Origin of the sequence: Sorangium sp. So ce362, assembly GCF_051519845.1 — a bacterium.
Lineage (GTDB): Bacteria > Myxococcota_A > Polyangia > Polyangiales > Polyangiaceae > Sorangium.
In genome coordinates this window covers 3,287,501-3,313,346 of the sequence record NZ_CP150332.1, presented here as the reverse complement: position 1 = coordinate 3,313,346, position 25,846 = coordinate 3,287,501, and the positions used below count along the sequence as shown (strand labels likewise).

Below are 25,846 nucleotides of genomic sequence, written 5' to 3'. Positions count from 1 at the left end.
GGGTGGGGCTGTCATTGGCCCGGAGACGTTTCACACGTCCTCATGCTCTACGCCACGTCGAAGCCGGCGCTCAGCAGGTCCTGTGGCCGGGACGACGAGCCGATGTGGACGCGGAACTCCCCCGGCTCCACCACGCGGCGCCCCTCGGCGTCGATCAGGGACAGCGCCGATGCGGGGACGTCGAACCGCGCCGTGCGCGCCTCGCCCGCGGCCAGGCGCAGCCGGCGAAACGCCTTGAGCTCCTTCAGCGCCCACGTGGACGACGTCACCCGATCTTCGATGTACAGCTGGGCGATCTCGACGCCCTCGCGCTCTCCTGTGTTGGTGATCGTCACCTCGAAGGAGGCCACGCCGCCTCGCCCCACGCTGGGCGTCAGGACCTTCAGGTCGCTGTACGCAAAGCGCGTGTAGCTCAGGCCAAAGCCGAACGCGAACGCCGGCTCCTGCGTGAGGTCGGCGTAGCGGCTCCCGTGCTGGCCGCGGGCCTGGTTGTAAAACACCGGCTGCTGGCCCACGTGGTAGGGAAACGAGATCGTCAGCTTGCCCGAGGGGTTGATCCGCCCGAACAGCGCCTCGGCCACCGCCCGCCCGCCCATCATCCCCGGATTGAACGCCTCGACGATGGCCGACGTGCCGAGCACCGAGCGCGGCATCACCAGCGGCTTGCTGTTGACGAGGACCACGACCGTGGGCACGCCCGTCCTGGCAATCGCGTCCGCCAGGGCCCTTTGCCCGCCCATGAGCTCCAGGGTCGCCGTGCTCTTCGTCTCGCCGATGAGCTCGATCCGATCCCCGAGGACCAGGACCACCACGTCGGCGCCCCGGGCCAGCTCGACCGCCACGGGGATGTCCGACTCGTCCTCGCTGACGACCGAGCACCCCGCAGCATGGACGACCTCGCACCCCGAGGGAGCGAGCTCCCGTATCCCCTCCATGATCGTGACGATGCTCGAGCGAGGGTGCTGGGGGCCGTTGCCGCCGCTCATCTGGCCCGACCCGAGCGACCAGTCGCCCAGCTGGGCGATCGGGTCGTCCGCGTTGGGACCGATCACCGCGATCCGCCGCAAGGGCCCCGGCGCCGCGCCCGCCCCGCGAGCGGCGTCGCTCGCCGCCGGGGAGCCCGCGCCGTCCGCGAGCGGCAAGAGGCCGTCGTTCTTCAGCAGCACAAGCGACGCCCGCGCCACCTCCAGGTTGAGCTCCCGGTGGGCCGCGCACCCGATGATCTCCTCGATCCGCCGCTCGCTGCTGTACCCGGGGTCCTCGAAGAGCCCGAGGGAGAACTTGAGCGAGAGGACGCGCCGCACCACCGCGTCGATCTCGGCCTCGGCCAGGAGCCCGCGGCGCACCGCCTCCTGCGCCCCCTCATGGAACTGCGGGGTCGCCATCATCAGGTCGTTGCCGCTCCGGATCGCCACCGTGGCCGCCTCGGCCATGTCCTTGCAGACCTTCTGATCGAGCACGAGATTGGCCACGTTGTTCCAGTCGGTCACGACGATCCCCGCGAAGCCCCACTCCTCCTTGAGGACCTCGGTCAGGAGCCAGCGGTTGGCGGTGGCCGGTATCCCGTCCATGGACTGATATCCTGTCATGAACGCCATGCAGCCGCTCTGCGCGGCCTTCTCGAAGGGCGGCAGGAAATAGGAGCGCAGGTAGCGCCGCGAGATGTTCGCCTCCGACGCGTCACGGCCGCCCAGCGTCTCCGAGTAGCCCGCGTAGTGCTTTGCCGTGGCCAGCACCGCGTCCGGATCGTCGAGGCCCTTCCCCTGATAGCCCTTGACCATCGCGCACGCGAGCTCCCCGATGAGGTAGGGATCCTCGCCGAACGTCTCCCCCACCCTGCCCCAGCGCAGATCACGCGTCAGGCACAGGACAGGAGAGAACGTCCACTTGAGCCCTGTCGCCCGCATCTCGGCGGCGGTGACCCGGGCGACCTGCTCCAGAAGGCCTGTGTCCCAGCTGCACGCCATGCCGAGCTGCGTCGGGAAGATCGTGGCGCCCGCCCAGAAGGAGTGACCATGAATCCCGTCATCGGCCATCAGCACCGGAATGCCGAGCCGGGTGCCCAGCGCGCGCGTTATCGCCGCGTCCGCGTCCTTCCCGTTGCAGTGCAGGAGGCTGCCGACCTTCATGCGCCCGATCGCGTCCTCGAGATCTCCCTGCGCGTCCAGCTGCATGAGCTGGCCGATCTTCTCGTCCAGGGTCATCCGACTCAGGAGGTCTTCCACCCGCTTGCCCACGGGTTGCTTGGCATCTTTGTAAAGGGGAGCGTCGATCATGAGTTCTCCTGAACAGGACGAAGGGCGCACGATAACAGGTCCCCCCACTGGCGCAAGACGGGGGACTTCTACCGTGCAGGGCCGGGCGTGCGAGGCTGGGTGAGCACAACAGACGATCGCGCGCCCTGCGCTCGACCGCCGCCGCGCGCGTCATCGCTTCTGCCGTGACAGCCTCGCTCCCCCGCGGCGGCGGGCGGCGAGCTCTGCATCCTCCAGCCCCGCGCGCCCGCGCTCAACCCCGCGCGCCCGCGCTGAGCGCGCTGGCCGTCGCGCGGGTCGGGACGCTCTGGCACGAGCGGCTCGAGGCCGAGCCGGGCACGCGTGGCCCCGCAGCGTCCATCGCGGAGGTCGCGGCGTACGCGGAGGACGTCGCGCGCGACGACACCTGCTGCGCGCGCTCCGCCGTCGAGCAGCCGTTCAGCGAAGCCCGGGGCGCGCCGCATCGACGCGCGCGCCGGGCGGGCCGCGCTCGACCTCACCCCGGTCGGATCACATGCGGACGACCGCGCTGCCCCACGTGAGCCCGCCGCCGAGCGCGCAGAGCAGCACGTGATGCCCGGGCAGGATCCGCCCGTCGCGGAGCGCCTCGTCGAGCACCGCGGCGACCGAGCCGGCGTTGGCGCCGGCCGCGCCCTCGCCGTCGAGCGCGCCGAGGACGCGCTGCCGCGGGCACCCGAGGCGATCGGCGTCGAGCAGCCGTTCAGCGAAGCCCGGGGCGCGCCGCATCGACGCGCGCGCCGGGCGGGCCGCGCTCGACCTCACCCCGGTCGGATCACATGCGGACGACCGCGCTGCCCCACGTGAGCCCGCCGCCGAGCGCGCAGAGCAGCACGTGATGCCCGGGCAGGATCCGCCCGTCGCGGAGCGCCTCGTCGAGCACCGCGGCGACCGAGCCGGCGTTGGCGCCGGCCGCGCCCTCGCCGTCGAGCGCGCCGAGGACGCGCTGCCGCGGGCACCCGAGGCGATCGGCGAGGTGCGCCGCGAGCTGGGGGTCGGCGTGGTGCGGGATCACCCAGTCGATGTCCGCGGGCGCGAGCCCGGCCGCCCCGAGCGCCGCGAGGGCCTGCGCGCCGAGGTGCTCCTCCGCCGCCTGCCGCAGCTCGGGCTGCTTCACGCGCAGGTACTGCCGCCGGTCGGCGAGCCGCTCGAGCGTGAGCGGCTCCGCGGATCCACCGCCGGGCACCTGGAGCACGTCGGCCCTCTTCCCGTCGGCCCGGAGGCTGACGCTCAGGATCCCGCGCCCGTCGCCGGCCGCCGGCCCGACCACGACCGCGCCGGCGCCGTCGCCGAAGAGCTGGGCCGAGGCCCGATCGCGCGGATCCATGCGGCGCGAGAGCAGGTCCGCGCCGATCACGAGGACGTGCTTCATGGTCCCCGCCGTGACGAACTGGGTCGCCACCGACAGCCCGTAGAGGAGACCCGTCAGCGACGCGGAGAGGTCGAACGACGGGATGAGCTCTGCGCCGAGCTTCTGCTGCACGTACACCGCCGTCGCCGGCATCGGCGCGTCGCCGCTCGACGTGGCGAGGATGATCATCTCGAGGTCGCGCGGCCCGAGGCCGGCCGCGTCGAGGGCCGCCTTCGCCGCCCTCGTCGCCAGATCGCTCGTCGTCTCGCCGGCCGGGCCGCGGCGCCGCGCGTCCTCCGCGCGGGCGCCCGCAGGCGCGCCGCCCCCCGCGCTCGCGTCGCGCGCCGCGCCGTCCGCCGGCGGCGCGCCTGCGGGCGCGGCGCTCTCCGGGGCGGCGAGCGGCAGGGAGCGGCCTGTGCCGAGGATGCGCGCGCGGGGATTTCTGGCATCGAAAGTCATTGGGAGCGCAGCCTACATCATGGGCTGCGCGTTGGGACCGGCGATCGAGCGCCGGGCCCGGTACACGGAATGCTTGAGTCGCGGACGCGCTCCGGTACATAAAGCGCCGCGATGGCTACGAGCTCCGAAGACAAAGACCGCCCCGACACGGACGACGCACCTTCCGGCGAGGCCGACGCGCAGGACACCAGCAGGGAGGAGGACGACGGCGAGGGCCGCGCCGATGCCCGCGCCGACGCAGCGGCCCCCGCCAGCCCCGCCAGGGCCTCGCGCCCGGCGAAGCAGGCAGGCGCCGCCCGGCGCCCGGCGGGCAAGAAGCCCGGGGCGCGGCCGCGAGCGGCCACCCAACCGCAGGGCGGATCGCTCGGCAAGAGCATGATCCTGTTCCTGATCATCATCGGCGGCCTGGCCGCGGCCTTCGCCTACTTCGGGCGCGAGCCCGCGCCCGGCGCGGCCGGCCCCAAGTGGAAGCCCGGGGACAAGGCGCAGGTCGAGGTCACCCTGGTGTCCAGCGACATCAAGGAGCTCGCTTGCTGGTCGGCCGAAGAGGTCGCCGGCCGGCACTGTGCGTTCGAGTCGGCCACCAAGGGCTGGTCCAAGGGGGATGCGGACGACAAGAAGCTGCTCCGTCCTTACACCACGACCGACCGCGTCCAGTTCCTCGCCGCCGGCCTCTGGAGCGAGCCCGCCCTCACCGCGGGCAAGCTGCCGTCCGCACGGTTTGCGGTGAAGTGCACCTACACCGTCGAAGGCAAGATGAAGCGGCCCGGCATCCGCTGGACCAGCGAGGGCGCATGGCTCGACCGGACCGATGACTGGTACACGGGGCTCTTGTCGGATTGCAAGCTCATCAACCCCTGATGTGGCAGGCGCTGCTGCGTTCGCCCGCGTCACGCGCGGCGCGCCCCGCGCGACGCAGTGCACAGGGCGCGCGCCGCGCGTCCTGCGCCATACTCCTCGTGTGACCGCGACCCGCCGTGGTAGTGTCATGGTTGGTTTGGAGGTGCTCATGCCCTGTCATCGGGTGATCGCATTGGTGTCGTTGGCCGCGTTGTTCGCCGTTGCTGGATGTGAAGCGGACCCGGGCACCGTGAACGTTCTGCCGAACTACATCAGCGTATCGAGCTCCTCCGGCGGGGGCGCGGGCGGGGAGGACGTCGGGACGACCACCACCGTCTCCACGACGAGCGCGGGCGGCGACGGCGGCGCGGGAGGCATGGCGTGCGCGTGCGAGGCCGGGCTCTCGTGCTGTGGCCCGGCCTGCGTCAACCTGGCCAACGATCCGCTCAACTGCGGCTCGTGCGACACGCGCTGCGCCGAGGCGCAGGCGTGCATCCAGGGCGAGTGCAAGGATCCCTGCGACCCCGACTTCGGGTGCGAAGAGGGCATCTGCTGCGGGGTGACGTGCTGCAACGACGGCACGATCTGCTGCGACTACGGGACCAGCGCCGAGGCGCCTGACGTGCACTGCCAGGCGCCGGTGAACGGGACCTGTCCCCTTGCCTGCAGCGGCTGCGAGAGCTGACGGACATCGATAGCGACGCGGCGGCGCGCGGCGTGCCCGGACGATCCGGGGGCGCAGCGCGTCGGCGCGTTGCGTGCCGTGCGCGGGCCTCCCGGCCTGTCGCGCGCCGCGACGACCTGCTGCGCGCACGCAGCGCCCCCGTCCCGCGCGCGGCCCTCGCGCGCGGGTAGCTCACCTTTCCTGGAAGAGCTTGCCCGGATATTTGCGCTCGAAATGGCCCACGACGCCGCGGCCGATCGCCTCGATCGTGAGCCCGGCGATGCCCATCTTGATGGCCGGCCCGATCAGTGGGACGAAGCCGACGGCCCGGGTGACAAGGAATTTCAAGCCTTGCCCGAGGATCGCGAAGCTCCCGCCAGCGGCGGTCGTCGCCACGGATCCGACGGTCTCGCCGTAGATCTCGCCGACCATCCCCATCATGTGGGTCTCGATCGCGACGAGCCCGGTGGACGTCGAGATCGGGAGCGGGAGCGCGGCGAACGCAGCGCCGCCAATTGCGTAGCGGTGAACCCAGCGAAGAGCTTCATCCCTGCACGTCGTCATGTCTCGAGGTTGCCGCAAGTCGCGCCGTCCGTCCATCGCACACCGCGCTGATGCAGCAGGTGCGAGGATCGGCTCGGGCGCGCGCCGTGTCCTCTGTGCGCTGCCTTCCCGGCCGGTGGGGAATCGCGCGTGCGTGACCGTCGTCCGGCTCGACCTCCGCGCTCGCGCCGGAGAGCGGAGCCGAGGCAAAGCGACCCCGCGAGGGGATGTACAACCGTCGGAGCCCGCGTCGATCGGAGCTCCAGCGGACGGCCCTCGATCGCGCCCACGCGAGCGCAATGTGCGAGCTCGCCCGCCGCTTCCCCGACGACCTCGATGCCAGCGCCCTCTTCGCCGAGGCGCTCATGGACCTGCGCCCGTGGGATCTCTGGACGCTCGACGGCCGGCCCGAGCCGGTCCGCCACACGCTCGGCGCGGCGCTCCTCGAGGGCGGGTCGCCCGCGCGACGCCGAGGCGACGTACCGGGAGGATCTGGCCCGGAACCCCGACAATGGCTTGTCGCTCCGCGGCCTCGAGCAGAGCCTGCGCGCACAGGGCAGGGAAGAGGAGGCAACCGCCGCACACGAGCGCTTCGAGCGCGCCTGGGCGCGAGCCGACGTGCAGCTGTCCGGGTCACGCCTGTGAATGTCCGGTCTCGAGCGGCCGGGAGCGACGAGGAAAAGAGCGCATTACCGGCATGCGCGTCGGCTCATCTGCTACGTTGATCGGGTGTTGTGCGCAAAGCTTGGACTCTCAGCGCTCCTGTGTCTCTTCTCTTTCACTGTCAGCCTGTGCGCCGCGTCGCTCCTCGGTTGCGAGGGCTCCGAGCTCCCGCCGTATTCTCACCTGCCGGGGGACGACGCCGGCGGACCCGGGTGTGCACCGGGGCAACTCAGCGGCGTGAGCGGATGTGTCTCGGCGGGCATTCAGGGCTGCCCCGGCGACTTCGTCGGCGAGGACGGCTTCTGCCGTCCGGCGCTCGAGAAGTGTTCACCCGGGACGGTCCCGAGGGTGGACGAGGGTTGCGTCGAAGTCGGGATCCCCGGCTGTGCGGCGGAGTTCGTGGAGGGCGGCGGCTGTCATCCCACCATGGCCAGGTGCCCGGAAGGGACCTTCGCGGTCCCGCAGAAGGGGTGTATCTCCATCGACGGCCCAGACGGCTGCGGCGCGGGGCCGTGGGGCCAAGTCGTCGAGGTGCCCGGCGACATCCATGTCGATCTGACCTACGCGGGTGGGGACGGCGACGGGTCGCGGGACAGGCCGTTCACGACGCTGGCGGGCGCGCTCTCGGCGGCGCAGGCGGGGGGGCGCGTCGTCCTGGCCGAGGGCGAGTACGACGAGCCGGTCGAGATCATGAAGCCTATCGAGCTCGTCGGGCGCTGCGCGTCCCGGGTCGTGCTCCGGGGCGAGCAGGACGATTCGAGCGGCAACGTCAGCGCGGTCTGGATTCATGACGTCGAGGGCGCCGGCGTGCGCGGCGTGAGCGTGATCAGCCCTTCCATCGGGCTGTTCATCCAGGCAGCGGAGGTATCGGTGCGCGACGTCCGCGTGACGGGCGGGAGCGGCAACGGCGTCGTCGTCGCGCTCCCGGGCGCGAGCCTCGACATGTCGCGCAGCCTGGTCCAGGCGTCGTGGGCGGGCGAGGGCACGGGCGATCTCTGGACGAACGTGCTGGTCGCATCCGGGGCGCGCGCGCGGCTCACGGAAAACGCGCTGGTCGACGGCACGGTCAGCCTGCGGATCACCTCCGAGGCCGCGGAGGTGGTCGCGGAGGGCAACCTGCTGGAGGCCACCGCCCTGCAGACGGAGACGAGCGATGCGGTCGGCGTGCTCCTCGACGCGGGCACGCTCAGGCTCGACGCGAGCGCGCTCGTCCACCACCGCCTGGGCGCGCTGGTGACGGGCTCCGGCGCCGAGCTCGTGGCGACGCGCAGCCTCATCGCCGCCCGGCCCGAGGGGGCGCTGGAGGCCGGCGGCGTGATCGTGGAGCAGGGCGCTCGCGCGACGCTCGAGTCCAGCGTGCTGTCCGGCGCGTGCGACGCGCAGCTCGTGGTCGCGGACGCCGGCACGGCGGTCGAGGTGTCCGGGACCCTCTTCCAGGGCGCGGCCACCGCGGAGGAGGGCCGCCTCGGGTACGCCATCGAGCAGCGGGGCGGAGCGCTCTCGCTGTCGTCGAGCCTCGTGCGTCAGGCCGGCGACGCGGGCCTGTTCGTGTCGGGCGGGACGTTCTCGGCCAGGGGCGTGGTCATCGCGGGCACGCGCGCGCGCCCGATCCACCGGGATCGCGCAGCCGGCGTGGTGGTGCAGGGCGCGCGGGCCACGCTGGCGTCGACGTATGTCCTGGAGGCCCATGTCGCCGGCGTGGCCGCGTCCCGGGGAGCGGAGCTCGAGCTCACGGACAGCCTCATCGAGCGCGCGCTGCCGGAGGAGCGCGACGGCACCGGCGGCGTGGGCCTGCTGAGCGCCGGGGCGGCGGGGGTCGTCGTCCGGAGGTCGGCGGTGCTGGAGAGCCGCGTGGCGGGCATGCTGCTGCTCGCGTCGCCGAGCACGGTGGAGGACACGGTCATCCGGGGCGTCGAGAGCGGGACGTTCTCCCCCCCGAGCGCCGGCGGGCAGGAGGAATCGGTGCCGGACATCGGCGACGGCCTCCTCGTCCTCCGCTCGGCGGCGCAGGTGAGCTCGGTGCAGGCGGAGGGCTGCGCGCGCGCCGGGCTGCTCTTCAGCGACAGCCACGGTGCGCTCGCGCGCTCTCGCTCCACGGGCAACCGGTTCGGCCTGGTCCTTCAGGGCGCGCGTGCGCCGAAGCTCTCGCAGGACAACACCTTCGAGGGCAACCAGGAGAGCGATCGTGTCACCGCCGGCGCTCTCCCCGTCCCGAGCAGCGCCGCGCCCGCCCCGTGACGCGCCCCCGCCGTGTAACTAAAGCGAGAAGAATTGCCGGATCTTGCCGAGGAGCGCGGTCGTCTTGGCCTCCTCCGCGCCGGCGCGGGCGCGGCGCACCGACACGTTCTCGTCGAGCGCTGACTGGCGCGCGACAAGCACCTCGGTGATCTTCTCGGCGAGGCCCGGCGCCGCCGCCAGGATCTCGTGGAAAGCCTCCTTGTCGACCTTCACGAGCTCGCAATCGATCACCGCCTGGATGGTCGCGCTGCGCGGCTCCCCGGTCATCAGCGACATCTCGCCGAAGAACTTGCCCGGGCCGAGGCGCGCCACCTCGGCCGTGCTGCCGCCCTCCCGCCCCACGATCACCGAGACCTCGCCCGACTGCACGATGAACAGCTCGTGCCCCGCGGCCCCCTGCCGGATCACGACCTCACCGGTCATGTAGCTGCAGGTCGTCGACAGCCTCGCGAGCTGGTCGAGGAGCGGCGGCGGGAGCGCGGCGAGGAAGTCGACGACGCGCAGCGACAGCAGGCGGCGCTGCCGCTCGTCGGCCGCGCTGCGCGCCTGCGACTCGGTCGACGTCTCGGCCATCCGGACGGTGCGGGTGGGGAACGGGACCGCGATGCCCTCGCGCTGGAACGCGTACCAGATCCGCTGACGAACCTCGGAATCGACGCGGTCGCGGCGGGCGAAGTCGTCGGTGAAGAAGCAGACCTGGTAGCCGATGCTGCTCTCGTCGAACCTCGCCGCGAGCACGAAGGGCGGCGGCGCGAGCAGCACCCCCGGCGCGGAGGCCACCGCGCCGAGCAGCGCTTGCTCCACGAGCCGCGGCGACACGTCGTAGGGGCCCCGCACCTCGATCGTCCGCCGCGCGGTCACGGTGGGCTTCGTGAAGTTCCGGATCGTGCTCTTCGCGAGCGCGCCGTTCGGGATCGTCAACTCGATCTGATCGTTCGTGAGGACCTTTGTCGCGCGCCAGTTGATCTCGACCACCTGCCCGATGAGCCTAGGATCCGGCTCGATCTGGATCCAGTCCCCCACCTCGAACGGCTGCTGCGCCTGGATCGCGAGCCCGGCGAACAGGTTCCCGAGCGTCTCCTGGAGCGACAGGCCGATCACCGCGGTGAGCAGCGCGGAGGTGGTGAGCAGCGAGCCCGGCTCGACCCCCGCCGCGCGGAGCGTGATGAGCGCGACGCTCGCGTAGACGAGCCCCTGGAGGATGTCGCGGATGATCCGGGACATCGGCCGCCCGAGGCGCACCACGAAGATCAGGTCGACGACGAGGAGGAAGGCGGCCCGACCGAGCGCGGTCAGGAGGAAGAAGAGCGCGACGGCCGAGAGCCCCACGCGAAGCGACGAGGTCGGCTCGAGCGGGAGCCGGGCGAGCAGCGCCGCCACGTGGAGGCCGAGCAGCGCGACCGGCAGGCGCAGCTTCCCGCGCTGCGCTGGCGGCATCAGCAACCGCAGCGCGAGGAGCAGCGCGGCGGCGATGCCGATCCCGAGGGCGCCCGACGACGCGACCCGCACGAGCACGTCCGAGATGGTTGCGGCACCCCGCATGGCGGCCGATGGTAGAGCGCCGCCGGCCCCTGTCACAACCGCGTCGCGAGCGAGCGGTGGGGGCGTCACGGCGCGCCTCGTCGTCGGCAGGGCGGAGGGGCGCGCGTCCGGAGCGGCGCGTCGGCGTTCGCGCTGGCGTAGAATCTCTCACATGCACTGGAGGCGCGGTGCCCCTCACCGCCCTCTTTTCGCCGGAGACGTGGCTCGTATAGAGTCCTCGCCGGATCATGAAATTCATTGGCTTGCTCAGGGGCACCGTCCCCCTCGTTGCTGTCTTGTCGTCCGCGGCCCTCCCGGGTTGCGGCGGCGCCGACCCCACGCCCGCGGCGCCGGTGATGCGCGACGCCGAGCCTATCGAGGCGTCGCGCTCGACGATGAGCGCGCGGTCCGAGATCGGCGGCATGAACGAGGAGAAGGTGCAGGCGGCGTTCGAGCGCGCCGCTCCGCGGCTCTCGCGTTGCTATCACAGGGGCGTCCAGCGGATCCCCTATCTCGGCGGCGAGATCCGCTTCAAGGTCCGGGTGACCGAGGAGGGCACGGCGCGCTGGGCGTTCGTGAAGGACTCGACCCTGGGAGACCGCGAGACCGAGACGTGCATGCTCGGCGTCCTGAAGGCGGCGCGGTGGCCGAAGCCGGTCGGCGGAGAGGGCCTGGCGGAGAACAGCTTCACCTTCGAGCCGAGCAGCGACGAGCGCCCGCCGGTGCCGTGGACGCCCGACCAGCTCGGGACGCCGTACAAGAAGGCGCGGCCGGCGCTCAACTCCTGCCGGAGCCAGGCGGGCGGCGCCCAGCTCAAGGCGACGCTTTACATCGACACCGACGGCAAGCCGCTCAGCGTGGGCGTCTCCAGCGCCGACGAACGGGGCGAGGAGGCGGCCGAGTGTGTCGCCGGCGCGCTCCGCGAGATCACCTTCCCTTCCCCTGGCAGCTACGCCTCGAAGGTGAGCGTCGACATCGATTGACGCCGCTCGCTGCCGGCCGTCCGCCCGCTGGCCAGCGCCGGCGGAGGGGCCGGCCAGCGCGCCGCCTGCCGCTGTGTCCCGGCCCCGTCCGGCGCGGAGGGCTGTCGCTGGGCCTGTCCATCGGGCGCGAAATCTCCCGCCCTTGCTGGGGGCGCGCGCCACGCGACTGAGCTACGCTCCGGTCGTGGGCAAGGTCCTCCGGCAGATCCTGGTGCTCTTGTGGAAGGTGGCTCGCCTCGTCCTGTGGAGGTGGCTGAAGCCGCGGCTGGCGAGGTTCATGATGCTCACCGCGGCGCTCGTCGGGGTGATCCTGCTCGTCGTGGCCGTGCTCGGCAGGCTGTAGGGCGGTTCTCCTGGGACAGGCGGGCGGCGCGGGCGCCGCTGGCTTGTCCGCGGCGGCTTCCGGCAAGTAGTCTCTCCCGCTTGCATGGCTAGGTCACCTTCCTCCTTGCTCCTCGCCGCCCTGGCGTGCGTGATCGCGTCGGGAGGCACCGCGGCTTGTTCCGAAGAGAGCCCCGCCTTGGCGGCGCCGGCCTCGCTCGAGGCGGATGCGCCGCATGCCGCCGCGGCCGAGGCGCCGCGCGCCGCCGCCGCCGAGGCGCCGCGCGCCGCCGCCGCCGAGGCGCCGCGCGCCGCGGTCGTCGAGGCGGCGCACCTCGCGACGGCACCCACCCCGGTCCAGGCGGAGGCCGGAGCGACGCCCTCGCCGAGCGCGGCGAAGGAAGGCGCGCGCATCCACTCGAAGGCGCGGTTTGCATGGATCAACCCCGGCCCGTACCCGACACGGGGCTGGAGCGGCTACCTGGGGCTCGGCGGCTCCGTCGCGCTCCGCGGCGGCAGCGTCGAGACCGCGCGGACGCCGGGCGAGGGCTGCGACGCGTGGTACGCAGTCGAGCCGCGGGGCTACGTCTGCGCCGGCGCCAGCGCCACGGTCGACCCGAACGACCCGGTCGTCGCCGCGCTGCGGCCGCACGCGCCCAGGATCGACTCGCCGTGGCCCTACGACTACGCGGAGTCGACCGGCGCGCCGCGCTACCGGCAGCTCCCGAGCGCGAAAGAGCTGCGGCGCTCCGAGTGGGACATCGAGAAGCACCTCGCGAACGCCGCGAAGGTGCGCGCCGCCGAGGGGTTGAGCGACGAAGCCATCGGGGAGATCGACCAGGCCCTCGTCGGGGTCGATCTGAAGCCCGCGGGCGTCGCCGCGCCGGCGCTGTTTCCCTTTGGCGCTCTCGTGCGCGAGGGGCGCGACAGGATCGTGAACGGCTCGACGGTGGCGTTCACCCGGGTGTTCGACGCGCAGGATCGGACCTGGGTGGTGACGTCGGACCAGGCGTACATGCCGAAGGATCGGCTGAGGCCGTACCCGCGCTCGAGCTTCCAGGGTGTGTGGCTGAAGGGCGAGCGTTCGCTCCCGCTCGCGTTCTTCCGCAAGACCGATCGACCGAAGTACCAGCGGGGCGCCGGCGGCCGCTTCGAGCCCATGGGCGCGTCGTTCGCGCGGCTCGCCTCGGTCGGACTCACGAGCCGCGCCGAGGTCGAGGACGGCGAGCGGTTCCTCGAGACGCAGGAGCCGGGGATCTACGTGCACGCGGACGACGCCGTGGTGATCGAGGCGGCGAAGCGCTCGCCGCTCGAGGGCGAGAACGAGCCTTCCTCACCGCCGCGCAAGTGGATCGAGATCAGCGTGCTCGGCGGCTGGTTCGTCGCCTACGAGGAGCTCACCCCGGTCTTCGCGACGCTCATCTCACCGGGGCGCGGCGGCGTCCCGCAGAAGGGCATCCCCGCCATCGAGACCGCGGCGACGCCGACGGGGCGCTTCCGCATCGACGGGAAGTTCGTGACGGCGACGATGGTGTCGAGCTCGAACGACAACATCGTCCACTCCGAGGTGCAGTTCGTGCAGAACTTCCACGGCCCTCACGCGCTGCACGGCGCGTACTGGCATGACGCCTGGGGCGAGCTGAAGAGCGGCGGCTGCGTCAACCTCTCCCCCATCGACGCGAAGCAGATGTTCGCCTGGACCGACCCGCCGGTTCCGGATGGGTGGCACGGTCTGCGGGCCTCTCGCGACGCCGGCCGCTCCACGGTCGTCCTCATTCACCGCTGATCGCGCGCGCCATCCGGTCCACGAGCCGCGGCGCGGCCTCCGCGAACACCTCCGTCTCGAGCAGCAGGCCGACCACGAGGAAGCCGTCGCGCGGCATGTCGAAGAAGTAGCCGGGGTGGACGATGATCCCCTCGTCGCGCACGAGGAGCTCGACCCAGCCGTCCTCGTCGTGCACGCGCGGGACCTCCAGCGTCGCGTACCATCCGCCGTCGATCGGAAGCCGCCTGACCGCGCCCCCGGCGCGCGCCGCGATCGCCGCGTCGAGCGCCGCCAGGTTGGCCTGAACGCGCGACAGGATCGCGCGCTGGACGGGCGCCTGCGCGGCGAGGATCTCCGGCAGCGCGAGCTGCACCGGGGTGCCGACCGAGAGGTAGGTATCGGCGATGATCTCGAGCCGCTCCACCGCCGCGGCGGCGAGCTCCGGCGGTCCCGAGACCGCAATCCAGCCGAGCTTGAGCTGCGGCAGCGCCATCACCTTGGAGAGCCCGCTCAGCACGAAGGTCAGCGCCTGCCGCCTTCCGGCGAAGCTCGGCAGGCGGTCCGGGGCGAGGTCTCCGTGCGCGTAGTCGCCGAAGACCTCGTCGACGATCAGCGCGAGGCCGCGCTCCCGGGCGCACGCCTCGAGCGCCGCGGCGTCGTCGCGGCGCACGAAGGAGCCGGTCGGGTTGTTCGGGTGGACGAGCACCACCGCGCGCGTCCGTTCGCCGACGGCGCGCTCCAGCGCGCCGAGATCGATGCGCCACCCCTCTTCCTTGAGGAGCGGGTACGGCGTGAGCGCGACGTCCTCCAGGCAGGCCAGGTACTCGAGCAACGGGTACGACGGCACCGGGACGAGCACGTCGTCGCCGCGCTCGGCGAGCAGCTTGAGCAGCCAGCCGTACGCTTCACTTGTGCTGGCCGTCAGCACCACGCCCGCCGGATCCACGTCGATCCCGCGCTCCTGGTAGTAGCGCGACACCGCGGCGCGCGCGGCGGGGTCGCCGAGCGGCAGCGGGGCGTACCTGGAGCCGCGCGGCTCGCCCAGCCGCGCGATGAGGGGAGCCGTCTCGATGATCCCGCATCGCGTCGGGTTCGACTCGGTGAAGTCGACGAGCGCGCGCCCTGCCCGGCGTGCCTCGACGAGGACGGACGCGAGCCGGTTCTCCGAGAGGTCCCAGCCGGTGCGCGCCGCGAACCGGAGCGGCCTCGGCGCGGGCATGCGCCCCGTGTCCGCCTCTGCCGTGGGAGGTCGATCGGCGCTCACCTGTCTCTCCATGGTCCCTTGCTCCATCGTCATCGTGGTCTGCCCTGCCCTGGTGCCCGCCCGGCCACGGTGACACGGACGCCGCCGGACTGCAGCCGGGCGCGGGCTCCTGGGGCCGAGGTCGGGCCCCGGCCCGGGCCGGCGCTCAGCCGCGGCGCCGCCGTCGCGCCGCGAACGCGGCGGCGAGGGCGCCTGCGAGCCCGAAGGCGACGCGGTTCGGCGGCGGCGCGCGGTCCGCACCGACGGCAGCGCAGGAGCACGCGCCGCTCGTTGCCTCGAGCTCCCCGTTCGCCATCCACACGTCGCTCCCGACCGAGAGCTCGTGCGCGCCGAGCGACGCGCCGTCGTAGAGCACGTCGACGGCCAGCGCGGCTCCGCCGGAGCCGCGCGGCGCTGCGAACGCGAACCGCCACAGCCCGCGGCGCACCTCTCTGAGCGGCGTGTGCATCACCCCGCCGCGGAGCGCGACCGTGAGCTTGTCGGCGGGGACCCTCACCGGGGCTCCGTCCGCGCGCCGCAGCTCGATCGTCCCCCAGACCGGCCAGGACGGGTCGGGCCTCGCGTAGGTGCTCGACAGGACGTACCAGCTCTTGTCGAGCGCCGGCGCGGTGTCCCCGGTCTCGGCGGCTTCCAGCGCGAGGCGCGCGCCCTCCAGATCGAGCACGCCGGGCCCGAGCTGCGCGCCGAACGGCTCGGCGTCCTCTGCGCGCCGCGCGCCGGCCTGGAGCACCTCCGTGACCTCTGCCTGGCTCAGGTTCGGGTTGTTCTGGAAGAGGAGCGCGATCGCGCCTGCGACCTGCGGCGCCGCCATCGACGAGCCCGACGCGATCGCGTGGTGGTCGTCGACGACGAAGCAGGGTGTGTCGTCGGGGCACCCGGGCGTATCGAACAGCCCTCCGGGTCTGTCGCGGGGGTCGACCTCGCTCCCCATCGCGGCGGCGACCAGGCCGCCGGGCGCGCTGATCTCGGGCTTGGCCACCCCGAACGGCGTGGGGCCGGTCGCGCTGAAGTAGCAGGCGCTCCCCTCCTTGATCGCCTCGCCGTCGAGGCTCGTCAAGCGCACGCTCGTGGAGCTCTCGTACGGCTCCCAGCGGACGCGGTTGATGGTGCATCCCACGGCGAGCAGGCCGGGGTGGCTCGCGGGCACGTTGATCGTCCCCTGCTGGATGCCGCGCGTGAACTGGAGCCCGAGATCGTGCGCTACCGAGACGTCGCCGAGCCCCGTCACCCAGAGCTGCGCGTCCCCGTGGCCTTGCAGGCGGATCGCGAACTCGCCCGCCTTCCACGCCCCGCTGAAGGCCACGACGGCGCTGTTCGTGTCCGCCGTGATGGGCGACTTCCCGTTCGCGAGCCGGTTGATCACGGCGCCGGTCGTCTCGCCGTCGTCGCTTGTGTAGCCGGCGTCTTCTCCGGGCTCGACAAGGCCGATCCACGTCTCGCCGCCCGGCCCCTCGAGGCCGACCGACACCTCGTCCCCGGGCCTGAAGGTGATCCAGACGTATCCCTGCCCGCTCGACGCGCTCGGCGTACGGATGGGCACGCGCGTCTCGCCGTACTTCGAGATGTGCGCCTCGGTGTGGATCCCCATCGGTCCTTCGCCGTCGAGCTCGTACATCGCGCCGCTGTTGCCGGCGGCGACGACGATCGCGCGTCCCGGGTGAGCGTCGCCGACCATCGCGGCGAGCCCTGCCTCGAGCGGGCTCGTCCCGTCGTGGGGCCCGAAGTCGCTGCCGACGCTCAGGTTGACGACCGCCGGCATGCCGAGCTCCTCGGCGCGATCGAAGATGAACCTCACCGCGTTGAGGATGTCCGGATCCTCGAAGCCCTCACCGGGCCGCGACGGAGCGGCGATGATCAGGGTCGCGGCGGGCGCCACCCCGACGTACCGCGACAGCTTCGGGAGCATCGGCCCGCCGTTGCCCGCCGCGATGGAGGCCACGTGCGTACCGTGCCCCGCGATGTCGCGGAGGATGCCCGTATCCCCCTTCGCGAGCATGGCGTCGATATCGGCGCCGGAGAAGATCGCGCACGAGGACTGCTCCGGATCATCGCACCCGTAGCGCTGCTCGAGCGATCCGTGCAGCCCTCTGGGGCGCCCGGCCTGCAGCACCCATCTGATCCGTGTCTTGCCGTTCTTGTCCCGAAAATCCGGGTGGGCCACGTCGATCCCGGTATCGACCACGCCGACGATCACCCCCTGGCCGTCCGCTCCGGTGGCCTTCCGGTACGGCTCGAGGTGGATCCACCTCTTGGATCGATCGAGGAGGGGCTGTCGCGGCGGTCCCGTGAGCAGCGAGAGCTCCGGGCGCGCAGCGGCGAAGGCGCCGACGTCGCCGGGTGCGAGACGGACGGCCCCGAAGCCCGGCGCGACCGGGAGCAGCCCGAGCGACCGCGCGTCGGCGCCGGCGGGGAGCGGCACCAGCACGGGGATGCGCCCGCGCGGATCGGCGAGCGGGTGCCGGCCAAGGCGCGAGCTGAGCAGGCGCGCCACCGCCGGGGCCGGGACGTCGGCGCGCGCATCACCCGCCGCGAGAGCGAGGCCGAGCAGCGCGAGGGGGAGCGGGAGCCTGCGGGCAAGCACGCGACGAGTCTACACCACCTTCTTCCCACGCGGCCGGGCCCGCGGAGCGCGTCGCCCGCGCCGCGCGCTCTCCGGATCGCGCCGCGGAGCCACGCGCAACGCGCGGGCGCGCCGCTCACACCGGCGGCACGAGGTGCTTCTTGCGCGGCCGCTCTTCGACCTTGCCGGCGTATCGCTCGAAGCGGCGCGCCACCTCGCGGCGGAGGTTCGCCGTCGGGATGATCGCGTCGATCACGAGCTCGCTCGCGAGCTTCTCCAGGTCGACGTCGGCGCGGTACTCGTCGCGCAGCTTCTGGACGAGCGCCTCGCGCTCGGGCCCCGCCGGGATCGCCTGGATCTTGTTGAAGTAAACGGCGTTCACCGCGGCGCTCGGCCCCATCACCGCGATGGACGCCGAGGGCAGGGCGATGCACTCGTCCGGCGCGAACGCCGGCCCGCACATCGCGTAGAGCCCGGCGCCGTACGCCTTGCGCACGACGACGGACAGCTTCGGCACGGTCGCCTCGCTCACCGCGGCGATCATCTTCGCGCCGGCCCGGATGATCCCCTGCCTCTCGACGACCGTCCCGATCATGAAGCCGGGCACGTCGGCGAGGTACAGCAGCGGGATGTTGAAGGCATCGCACAGCCAGATGAACCGCGCGGCCTTGTCGGCCGAGTCCACGAACAGCACGCCGCCCTTGTATTTCGGCTGGTTCGCGACGATCCCGACCGCGCGCCCCTCGATGCGCGCGAGCCCCGTGACGATCTCCTTCGCGTAGAGCTTCTTGATCTCGACGAAGCTGCCCTCGTCGATGACCGCGTCGATCACGGCCATGATGTCGAACGGCTTGTTCTCGTCGGCGGGGATCACCTCCTCGAGCGGCCGCTGCCCTGGCTTCTCCGGTCGCGGCTCGACGCGGGGCGAGGCCTCCGCGGAGCTCTGCGGCATCAGCGCGAGGTAGCGCTTCGCGAACGCGATCGCCTCCTCTTCGGTCTTCACGAGCACGTCCCCGCACCCCGAGACCGAGCAGTGCATGCGCGCGCCGCCGAGCTCTTCGAGCGTGACCTTCTCGCCGATCACCATCTCCGCCATCCGCGGCGAGCCCAGGTACATGCTCGCGTTGCTCTCGACCATGCACACGACGTCGCAGAACGCCGGGATGTACGCGCCCCCCGCCGCCGACGGGCCGAACAGCAGGCAGATCTGCGGCACCAGGCCGCTCAGCTCGACCTGGTTGTAGAAGATCCGGCCCGCGCCGCGCCGCCCGGGGAACATCTCGATCTGGTCGGTGATCCGCGCCCCCGCGGAGTCGACGAGGTAGAGCAGCGGGCACCGGAGGCGCCGCGCGGTCTCCTGCACGCGCAGGATCTTCTCGACGGTGCGGCGCCCCCACGAGCCGGCCTTCACCGTCGAGTCGTTCGCCATCACGCAGACGGGGCGTCCGCCCATGGTCCCGGTGCCCGTGACGACACCGTCGGCCGGCAGCTCGGGATCCAGCGCGTTGGCGAGCGCCGCATCCTCGATGAAGCTCCCTTCATCGAGGAGCAGCGCGACGCGCTGCCGCGCGAACAGCTTGCCCTGCTCCGCGTTCTTCTCGTGGTACTTCTGCGCGCCCCCCTTCTCGATGCGCGCCGTGAGCTCCCTCAGCTTCTGATCGAGCGACATGGCGCGACCCATAGCCCTAAGCGCGCCGGGCGACCACCTCCCGCGCCGCCGTTTCGAGCTCCCGCGCGGTCCGGGCCACCAGCACCTTGGTCGACGCTGCGGCGTAGCGCAGCATCGCGCTGTCTCCCGTCCCCCAGGCGCCGGGCCCCTCGGGGCACAGCCAGAGCAGCGCCCGCGCCCGGTCGCGGAGCCTCCTGACGGCCTCCGCCCCGTCCGCGAAGTAGTTCGTGCGCCCGTCGCCCAGGATCACGAGGGTCACCCGCCGGTCCACGTCGCGCCCGTACCGCTCCTCGAAGGCGTGGAGAACGCGCCCGTAATTCGAGTTGTGCGCGCGGCTCACCACCTCGCCGCGCTGGATGCGCTCGAGCGCCGCGCTCGCCGGCATCGTCGCGAAGAGCTCGGTCGTCTCGGCGAGCTCGCTCACGAAGACGAACGATCGTGTCCGGTCGAAGAGCTCCTGCGCCGCGCAGACGAACTCGAGCATGAACCGCGCGGCGACGCGGACCGAGTCCGACACGTCGCAGAGGACCATGAGGCGCGGCTTGTCGCGCCGGCGCGCCCGCCGGGCCGGCTGGAAGGGCACGCCGCCGGTCTGGAGGCTGCGCCGCAGCGTCCGGTGGGGATCGATCCTGCCGCGCCGCGCGCGGCGCCTCCGGAGCCTCTCGGCGCCCCGGAGCCTCTGGGACAGCGCCCTCACGGCGCGACGCACCTCGTCCATCTCGCCTTCGCTGAGCGAGGCGAACGGCACGTCCATGCGGCCGAGGGCCGCGGGCTCTTCCCCCTCGAGGCGCCGGAGCGCGAGCGTCACGTGCTCGCGCACGCGGTGCCGCATCCGCTCCATCTCGGCGGCGAGCGCCTCGGCGAGGGCCTTCCCCCGGTCCTCGCCGAGCGCCTCCTCGAGCGCGCTCCGGATCCTCCGCAGCGCGCCGGCGACGGCCGGCACCCCGAGCTGATCCATCACCCGCTGCGCGAAGAACCCGACCTGGAGCGAGCTCGTCATCGGCGCGAGCACGCGCGCGATCCCCGCCGACCGGAGCGCCTGGTCGAGCTCCCCTGCGGTCCCCGCGAGCGCCTGGAACCCGATCGCGTCGCCGAACGCGCCGCTCCGCTCCGCGGCCGCGCTCAGCAGATCGCGCAGGGCCGAGAGCTCCCCCTCCGAGAACCCGCGCTCCCGCAGGCGCGCCCACAGATCGCCGACGTGCGCGCCCTCCGGTGAGAAGAAGCGGTCGAAGGAGGCATGGTACCGGCGGAGATCGGCGGCGCGCTCGACGACCACCGCGCCGATGGTGTCCCGCAGCCGCGCGCGGTCGCCGAACCCGACGAGGGCGCACGCGCGCGCGACGTCGATGGCCTGCGCCGTCGACACCGCGAAGCCGTCGCGCCGCAGCGCCCATAGAAATTCGTCGATGGAGAGCAGCATGGGGAGCTACCGGCCCCGCGGCGGCTACGGCACCGGCGCAGGCTCCGCGAGCAGCGCCTTGAGGAGCTTCTCGATCTCGGCGTGCCGGGACGGGTCGTACCCGACCACCACATCGCGGATGACGCCCTTCTTGTCGATCACGAACATCGTGGGGAGCGCGTTGACGCCGTACGCCGCGGAGGTCGACTCCGAGGCGTCCGCGGCGACCGCGTAGCGCATGGACAGGGCCTGCGCTGTCTTCGTGGCGACGCCCACGCTGTCGCTCGTCAGGCCGATGACCCGCAGCCCCTGCGCGGCGTACGCCGCGTGCCACTTCGAGAGCTGCGGGGCCATCAGGCGGCACGGCGCGCACCACGTGGCCCAGAAATCGAGCAGCACCACGTTTCCACGCAGGGCCCCGACGTTCGCCGGAACGGTCCCCGCGACGGTGGCGAGCGGCTTCCAGGCGGGCGCGAAGGTGCCGATCTTGTCGAGGCGAAGGATCTGATCGCGCCCTGGGAACGGCACCAGCGTCGGCGCGACATCTCGCTCCTGGCCGCCGCGCCGGATCCGGAGGTTCACCACGTTGCCCGGCCCGGCGAGCGCGACACGGGCGACAAGCTGCTTCGGATCTTCGAGCGGGACGCCATCCGCCGCGACGACCTGATCCCCGTCCACGATGCCGGCCTTGGCCGCCGGCGAGCTGGTGACGACGTGCTTCGCGAGCACCCCCCCGGCCGGCCCGGGCTCCAGCTCCACGCCCAGCCAGGCGCGGCGGGGCGCCTCCTCGGCGGCCGCCTGTGAGGCACCTCCCATCAGCGCGGTGCCCGACAGCGCGACAAACGTCGCAGCGAAGAGGGCGCGCCAGACGCGGCCTCGCCTGGAAGAGGCCAGGTGCATCCTGGCAGTGTAGCATCTCGACCGGTGCGGTCCCGACCCCGCCTCTCTGCGTGGAGCGCGCTCGCTGCGGCGGCCCTGGCCTTGCCGATGCTCTCGACGGGGGCGCGGTCCCCCTGGGGGTCGGCTCCCTTGCCGCTCGGGTGTGCGCCGACGCGTTCCCGGACGCACCCCGAGGGGGCAACGGCGTGGATCGGGCGCGGCTCCAGCGCCGCCGCCGAGCCGCGCGCATCGGCCGTTGCGCCCGCTGCGCCTGCGCCCGCGGCGCCGTCGGCCTGGGAGCTTGCCGGCCAGCTCGCGAGCTTCACGCCTGCCACGGGCCGGGCTCGTTCCCAGCACTTCACCGGCGAGATGGAAGCCGAGGTGCGGATCAACGCGGCCGCCGCTCCCTACCCGGCGCTCGGCCCGGCTCGCGTTCTCCCGCCCGGCGCGGCCGTCGTCGAGCTCCACTACCCGGCGGGCGCGTCGGAGCCGGTGACGCTGCTCGCCATGGTGAAGCGCTCGGCCGGCTACGACCCTGACGGCGGCGACTGGGAGTACCTCGTCCTCACACCGCAGGGCACGTCCACCCACCGCGGCGCCTTATCCCTCTGCAAACGTTGCCATGCAGACGCCCCGCACGATCGTCTCTTCGGAGGCCCGCGATAGCGCAGTGCGTCGCGACCCGCCGGCGGTCGGTGGCTCAACTACGCAAAGATTGCGAAGCACGGCGCCCAGCGCGACATCGCCGCCCGAGCTCTCGTTGGAGGGGATTCCGTGACCACCGAAGAAACCGCGGTGAAACGTGATTATTCCGCCGGACGCCCCGTGCCGAGGGCGCACCGGGGCCGACGCGGCGAAATGGCACGGAGGCTGCTCAAGGCGGAATTGACCGTGTTCTTCGCTGTGGGCTGCAGCGTGTCGCGGTCCTCCTCCCTCCTGACGGGCCTCATTAGCTTGCGCTTCGTCGTTCGGCTGGCGCTGTTTCGCCTCGTCCATCGCTCAGCTGCTGCTTGGCTTACGCCTTCTACCGTTTTGTCTGCTTGGCCTGCTCGCCCTTTCTAGCGTTTCAGAGCTTCGCTTGCCTTCGAGAGCGTGTGAGAGCGCGCGGCCATTCCGTGGTGGAATCGCCGCGCGCCATTGTTTTGTCCTGCGGTCGGCTGCCCCGGCGGCCGGCTCCGTGCGCATCGCCGGCCAGGGGACGGCGCGGGCCGCTCGCTCGCTCGGTCGTGTGGACGGCTCACGACAAAGGCGAGCTCAGCCATGGAGGCGTGGCTCGCCACGAGGCGGGAGCAGAGCCCCCGAGGGAGCAGCGAGAATCGGCGCTATTTGCCCGCGAAAGTCACGCCCCTGAGCGAGCGCCCTCAGGTTCCGATCACTTTTCCTTTGACAGGCCGCTCGGGGGCGTATAAACGCCGGCACTCACTTCGCGCAAACGAGCGCGACGCGAGGAGTGCGGTGGCGTAGCCACGTCTTGCTACTTGTTTCACCAGAGCGCCCATAGCTCAGCTGGATAGAGCATCGGCCTACGAAGCCGGGGGTCGGAAGTTCGAATCTTCCTGGGCGCGCCTGATTGGTTGTGTGACAGATCCTGAGACCGTCATGATCGATGACGGAGCCGATGTGCTCTCCTCCGCCATACCGCGATCGGAGGATGCCGGCGACGAAGGTGCCGGCGGCGTCGATGCGCTGCGGATGCGCGAGGCGCTCGCGGAGGCCGAGGCTGCGGCGGCTGCCGGCGACGTGCCCGTGGGGGCGCTCATCGTCGACGCGGAGGGGGTCGTGCTGGCGCGCGGCCGTAACCGGCGCGAGATCGATCAGGATCCGACCGGGCACGCCGAGGTGGACGCGCTGCGGGCCGCGGCAAGGCAGCTGGGTCGATGGCGGCTCGAAGGCGCGACGGTCTACGCGACGCTCGAGCCGTGTCCCATGTGCGCGGGCGCGCTCGTCAATGCCCGGATCGCGCGGCTCGTTTACGGTTGTCCGGACCCGAAGGCAGGAGCGGTCGACACGCTCTTCGCGATCGGGCGCGACACCCGGCTCAACCATCGCTTTGCGGTCACGTCGGGCGTGCTCGCGGACGAGTGCGCCGCCCTGCTCCGCGCGTTCTTTGCGAAGCTCCGGACCGCTGCCCAGAGGCGCTGACGTCCAGGCCCGCCCGGGCGCGGGTCAGGGCGCCACCCAGGCGCCGCCCTGCTCCTCTTCTGGTCGCTCGTCGACAGCCTCGCTGCCGTCCCCGGTGGGCGGCCTGGGCGCAAGATGGGGCGCGGGGGAGCCCCGCACGACCGTCTCCTGCAGCCCCTTCTCGAGCTCCTCGTCGGAGATCCGACGGCGCCTGTGCGCGATCTGCATGAGCTTGCGCAGGTACCCGCTCCACGTGGGCGTGACCTCGCCGCTGGCATTGAAGTGCTGCACGCTCGGGTTGGGCAGGATCGACCCGATGTAGAGCGCCTGCCCCAGCGAGAGCTGCGCCGCCGACGCGTTGAAGTAGTGCCGCGCGGCGGCGCCGATGCCGTAGACAAGCGGCCCGAACTCCACCACGTTCAGGTAGAGCTCCATGATCTGCTCCTTGGTGAGCTCCTGCTCGAGGTACATCGTGAGCAGCGTTTCCTGGAGCTTGCGCGCCACGCTCTTGGTCCGCTCGAGGTAGAGGTTCTTGGCGAGCTGCATGCTGACAGTGCTCGCGCCCCGCACGAACCGCCGTTTCCGGAGGTTCTCGCGGATCGAGTTCTTGATGGCCTCCTCGTCGAACCCGTGGTGCCGATGGAAGCCGCCGTCCTCCGTGGTCAGCACGGCGACCTCCATGAAGCGGGAGATGTCCTCGTAGGGCACCCACTCGGCGGTCCCCGGCCCCGACTCGATCTCGACGCGCTGGCGGCGTGGCCCGTAGACCAGACGCCGGAACGCGCGCTTGAAGCGGTCGACGCTCAGCTCCGGCGGCATCTCCGTGACGCGGCAGGTGTTGGAGATGCCCCAGTCCAGCGCGAAGGTCCGATCCAGGTTGGCGGTGTCGAAGCGGAGCTTCCCTTCGATCCCGAACGAGCCGGCGAGCCTCATCCCGTGGAGCTTCGCCACGACCCCCTTGGGCACCGAATCCAGCATCGACTGGCACGCCGAGAGAGGCACCTCGAAGCTGCCGCGGACCCGGTGCGAAGCCCCGGCGTGCTCGTACTCGCCGCGCGCGATCAGCCTCAGCGCGCCGAGATCGATCTCGGCGTCCTCGGCGACGAGCTTGGACCCGTCGAGCTTGCCGTTCGCCTTGGCTCGCCACGCCAGATCGAGCCCGGCGATGGGCTCGTCCGCCAGGGCCGTGCTCCGCAGGGAGAGGTTCTTCAGCCTCCCTTCGCCGTCGACGCCCAGTGTCTGACCGTCCGCCGACAGGACGACCCGCGCGCGGCTCACGATCGAGGTCCGCGCCACATCGAACAGCCCCATGTCGCCCTCGTGAACGCCGAGGGTCGAGAGCCAGATGGGCCCCCCCTGCACGTCGGCGACGATCTCCTGCGGGGTCTCCTTTGCGTCGCTGATGGGCACGCGAAGCCGGAAGTTGAGCGCCTGCTGGGCATCGGCGCCGGTGGTCGCGATCGCCGCCTCTCCGGGCGAGAGCTCCACGACGAGCGAGCCAGCCTCCCGTCGCACGGCGAGGCTGCCCGGCCCCAGGTTGAGCATTTCGGCCTTGCGCTTGAGGCGCGCGGTGACCCCTGCGACCTCGACCTTTGCCCCTTCGCCGAGCGCCAGATCGATCATCCGGGCCGCCCGCACGATCGCCTCTCGAAACGCAGCCCCGCGGTCCTGGCCCGCCCTGTACCCGTCGCCGGGCTCCGCTGCTGTCTTGACCTGAACCGGTCGTGTGCTCCCACCCCGTTCGGGCGCCACCTGCGCTTCGGGCTCGACCTCCGGGAGGGCCACTTCGGCATCGATGGCTGCAGCCGCTAGCTCGCTCACCTGGTACCGCGCCTGTTCCCGGACGAGCACCAGCCGGCCCTCTCGAACCGAGAAGGCGGCGCGCCCCAGGGACAGCATCGCCTCGTGCGCGGAGATGGACGTCCGCCCTTGAGCGCGCGACAGGTATACTCCGGTCGCGGACAGGCTCTCTTTGGGCGAGTCCGCCCGATCGGTCCAGACGACCTTCAGCCCTTCCAGCTCGGTGCTCCCGCCCCCCTCCCTCGGGGCCGCGCCGGCGCGTCCAGGAGGCTGCCCAGCCCGCCATGTCTCGAGCTCGTGGAGGATCGCTTCTCGCGGGCCGACGGCGGAGACCGTTCCCCCGTACATCGCCACTCGGCGCCCGGAAAAGCCGAGCGCGACGGCGATTTCGTCCAGCCGGATGGCCACGCTTGGCGCGCCCCGCAGCCGGACGTCCACCCCCTTCAGCGAGATGCCAGCCCACGTGGGTCGAACCTGCTCGATCGTGAGCGACGCCCCGTAGCCGTCGGCGGCCCGATCCGCCTGGTAGCGCA

At 72.3% G+C, this 25,846-nt stretch carries 19 protein-coding genes and 1 tRNA gene (1 of these 20 only partly in view); 9 read left to right on the top strand and 11 right to left on the bottom strand.

Annotation, left to right across the window (positions count from 1 at the left end; translation table 11 throughout):
* Window positions 1-47: 47 nt before the first annotated feature.
* From WMF17_RS13155 to WMF17_RS13145, 3 genes are all read right to left on the bottom strand, one after another.
* Entirely contained in the window at window positions 48-2,276 is a 2,229-nt protein-coding gene (locus WMF17_RS13155) for a glycoside hydrolase family 3 N-terminal domain-containing protein (RefSeq protein WP_437602387.1), read from the bottom strand.
* Window positions 2,277-2,765: 489 nt separating this feature from the next.
* Window positions 2,766-3,038 (bottom strand): 3-oxoacyl-[acyl-carrier-protein] synthase III C-terminal domain-containing protein, encoded by a 273-nt coding sequence (locus tag WMF17_RS13150; protein WP_437649702.1) that lies wholly within the window; start codon window positions 3,036-3,038, stop codon window positions 2,766-2,768.
* A gap of 10 nt (window positions 3,039-3,048) precedes the next feature.
* Window positions 3,049-4,083 (bottom strand): 3-oxoacyl-ACP synthase III family protein, encoded by a 1,035-nt coding sequence (locus WMF17_RS13145; RefSeq protein WP_437602386.1) that lies wholly within the window; start codon window positions 4,081-4,083, stop codon window positions 3,049-3,051.
* 111 nt (window positions 4,084-4,194) lie between these two features.
* Here WMF17_RS13145 and WMF17_RS13140 point away from each other — a divergent pair, with 111 nt between their 5' ends.
* A complete protein-coding gene (locus tag WMF17_RS13140) occupies window positions 4,195-4,944 on the top strand; it encodes a hypothetical protein (protein ID WP_437602385.1) in 750 nt (249 codons plus the stop codon).
* A 229-nt stretch (window positions 4,945-5,173) separates the two neighbouring features.
* A complete protein-coding gene (locus WMF17_RS13135) occupies window positions 5,174-5,608 on the top strand; it encodes a hypothetical protein (RefSeq protein ID WP_437602384.1) in 435 nt (144 codons plus the stop codon).
* A 171-nt stretch (window positions 5,609-5,779) separates the two neighbouring features.
* On the opposite strand, the gene WMF17_RS13130 is transcribed toward WMF17_RS13135, so the two are convergent.
* On the bottom strand, window positions 5,780-6,151 hold the full coding sequence (locus tag WMF17_RS13130; RefSeq protein ID WP_437602383.1) for a hypothetical protein: 372 nt from the start codon (window positions 6,149-6,151) through the stop codon (window positions 5,780-5,782).
* A gap of 879 nt (window positions 6,152-7,030) precedes the next feature.
* On the opposite strand from WMF17_RS13130, the gene WMF17_RS13125 reads away from it, so the two are divergent.
* Window positions 7,031-9,031 carry a DUF1565 domain-containing protein gene (locus WMF17_RS13125; RefSeq protein WP_437649700.1) on the top strand — a complete coding sequence of 667 codons (2,001 nt, stop codon included), beginning with the start codon at window positions 7,031-7,033 and terminating at the stop codon, window positions 9,029-9,031.
* An 18-nt stretch (window positions 9,032-9,049) separates the two neighbouring features.
* On the opposite strand, the gene WMF17_RS13120 is transcribed toward WMF17_RS13125, so the two are convergent.
* Window positions 9,050-10,573: a cyclic nucleotide-binding domain-containing protein gene (locus tag WMF17_RS13120; protein ID WP_437602381.1), complete on the bottom strand. Its 1,524-nt coding sequence runs from the start codon at window positions 10,571-10,573 to the stop codon at window positions 9,050-9,052.
* A gap of 227 nt (window positions 10,574-10,800) precedes the next feature.
* On the opposite strand from WMF17_RS13120, the gene WMF17_RS13115 reads away from it, so the two are divergent.
* The 3 genes from WMF17_RS13115 (at window position 10,801) to WMF17_RS13105 (ending at window position 13,642) form a co-directional block, all read left to right on the top strand.
* Window positions 10,801-11,535 carry an AgmX/PglI C-terminal domain-containing protein gene (locus WMF17_RS13115; RefSeq protein ID WP_437649698.1) on the top strand — a complete coding sequence of 245 codons (735 nt, stop codon included), beginning with the start codon at window positions 10,801-10,803 and terminating at the stop codon, window positions 11,533-11,535.
* Between the two features lie 184 nt (window positions 11,536-11,719).
* Window positions 11,720-11,878 carry a hypothetical protein gene (locus tag WMF17_RS13110; RefSeq protein WP_437602379.1) on the top strand — a complete coding sequence of 53 codons (159 nt, stop codon included), beginning with the start codon at window positions 11,720-11,722 and terminating at the stop codon, window positions 11,876-11,878.
* 177 nt (window positions 11,879-12,055) lie between these two features.
* Window positions 12,056-13,642 carry a L,D-transpeptidase gene (locus tag WMF17_RS13105; protein WP_437649696.1) on the top strand — a complete coding sequence of 529 codons (1,587 nt, stop codon included), beginning with the start codon at window positions 12,056-12,058 and terminating at the stop codon, window positions 13,640-13,642.
* Here the strand turns inward: WMF17_RS13105 and WMF17_RS13100 are convergent.
* The 5 genes from WMF17_RS13100 to WMF17_RS13080 all read right to left on the bottom strand — a co-directional run bounded on the left by WMF17_RS13100 (window position 13,629) and on the right by WMF17_RS13080 (window position 21,413).
* Window positions 13,629-14,897, bottom strand: coding sequence for a pyridoxal phosphate-dependent aminotransferase (locus WMF17_RS13100; protein ID WP_437649694.1), 1,269 nt, complete (start codon window positions 14,895-14,897; stop codon window positions 13,629-13,631). The two genes, WMF17_RS13105 and WMF17_RS13100, sit on opposite strands and share 14 nt — an antisense overlap.
* Before the next feature lie 133 nt (window positions 14,898-15,030).
* Window positions 15,031-17,466: a S8 family serine peptidase gene (locus WMF17_RS13095; RefSeq protein ID WP_437649693.1), complete on the bottom strand. Its 2,436-nt coding sequence runs from the start codon at window positions 17,464-17,466 to the stop codon at window positions 15,031-15,033.
* Window positions 17,467-17,581: 115 nt separating this feature from the next.
* Window positions 17,582-19,114 (bottom strand): acyl-CoA carboxylase subunit beta, encoded by a 1,533-nt coding sequence (locus tag WMF17_RS13090; RefSeq protein ID WP_437602375.1) that lies wholly within the window; start codon window positions 19,112-19,114, stop codon window positions 17,582-17,584.
* 16 nt (window positions 19,115-19,130) lie between these two features.
* A complete protein-coding gene (locus tag WMF17_RS13085) occupies window positions 19,131-20,534 on the bottom strand; it encodes a VWA domain-containing protein (protein ID WP_437602374.1) in 1,404 nt (467 codons plus the stop codon).
* Between the two features lie 24 nt (window positions 20,535-20,558).
* Window positions 20,559-21,413 (bottom strand): redoxin domain-containing protein, encoded by an 855-nt coding sequence (locus tag WMF17_RS13080; protein ID WP_437649691.1) that lies wholly within the window; start codon window positions 21,411-21,413, stop codon window positions 20,559-20,561.
* Between the two features lie 24 nt (window positions 21,414-21,437).
* Between WMF17_RS13080 and WMF17_RS13075 the strand changes: the two genes are divergently transcribed.
* From WMF17_RS13075 to WMF17_RS13065, 3 genes are all read left to right on the top strand, one after another.
* Window positions 21,438-22,058 (top strand): hypothetical protein, encoded by a 621-nt coding sequence (locus WMF17_RS13075; protein ID WP_437602372.1) that lies wholly within the window; start codon window positions 21,438-21,440, stop codon window positions 22,056-22,058.
* An 825-nt stretch (window positions 22,059-22,883) separates the two neighbouring features.
* A tRNA-Arg gene (locus WMF17_RS13070) sits at window positions 22,884-22,957 on the top strand.
* A 34-nt stretch (window positions 22,958-22,991) separates the two neighbouring features.
* Window positions 22,992-23,534 carry a nucleoside deaminase gene (locus tag WMF17_RS13065; protein WP_437602371.1) on the top strand — a complete coding sequence of 181 codons (543 nt, stop codon included), beginning with the start codon at window positions 22,992-22,994 and terminating at the stop codon, window positions 23,532-23,534.
* Between the two features lie 24 nt (window positions 23,535-23,558).
* On the opposite strand, the gene WMF17_RS13060 is transcribed toward WMF17_RS13065, so the two are convergent.
* Window positions 23,559-25,846: the 3' portion of a biosynthetic peptidoglycan transglycosylase gene (locus WMF17_RS13060; RefSeq protein WP_437649689.1), read on the bottom strand. The gene runs 82 nt beyond the window's last position; only the last 2,288 of its 2,370 coding nucleotides appear in the window; its start codon lies off the right edge, out of view; the stop codon is at window positions 23,559-23,561.

Coding starts and splice junctions, on each gene's coding strand:
- WMF17_RS13155 (WP_437602387.1), bottom strand. CDS start 2,276: ATGATCGACGCTCCCCTTTACAAAGATGCCAAGCAACCCGTGGGCAAG.
- WMF17_RS13145 (WP_437602386.1), bottom strand. CDS start 4,083: ATGACTTTCGATGCCAGAAATCCCCGCGCGCGCATCCTCGGCACAGGC.
- WMF17_RS13140 (WP_437602385.1), top strand. CDS start 4,195: ATGGCTACGAGCTCCGAAGACAAAGACCGCCCCGACACGGACGACGCA.
- WMF17_RS13130 (WP_437602383.1), bottom strand. CDS start 6,151: ATGACGACGTGCAGGGATGAAGCTCTTCGCTGGGTTCACCGCTACGCA.
- WMF17_RS13120 (WP_437602381.1), bottom strand. CDS start 10,573: ATGCGGGGTGCCGCAACCATCTCGGACGTGCTCGTGCGGGTCGCGTCG.
- WMF17_RS13115 (WP_437649698.1), top strand. CDS start 10,801: ATGAAATTCATTGGCTTGCTCAGGGGCACCGTCCCCCTCGTTGCTGTC.
- WMF17_RS13100 (WP_437649694.1), bottom strand. CDS start 14,897: ATGGAGAGACAGGTGAGCGCCGATCGACCTCCCACGGCAGAGGCGGAC.
- WMF17_RS13090 (WP_437602375.1), bottom strand. CDS start 19,114: ATGTCGCTCGATCAGAAGCTGAGGGAGCTCACGGCGCGCATCGAGAAG.
- WMF17_RS13085 (WP_437602374.1), bottom strand. CDS start 20,534: ATGCTGCTCTCCATCGACGAATTTCTATGGGCGCTGCGGCGCGACGGC.
- WMF17_RS13080 (WP_437649691.1), bottom strand. CDS start 21,413: ATGCACCTGGCCTCTTCCAGGCGAGGCCGCGTCTGGCGCGCCCTCTTC.
- WMF17_RS13065 (WP_437602371.1), top strand. CDS start 22,992: ATGATCGATGACGGAGCCGATGTGCTCTCCTCCGCCATACCGCGATCG.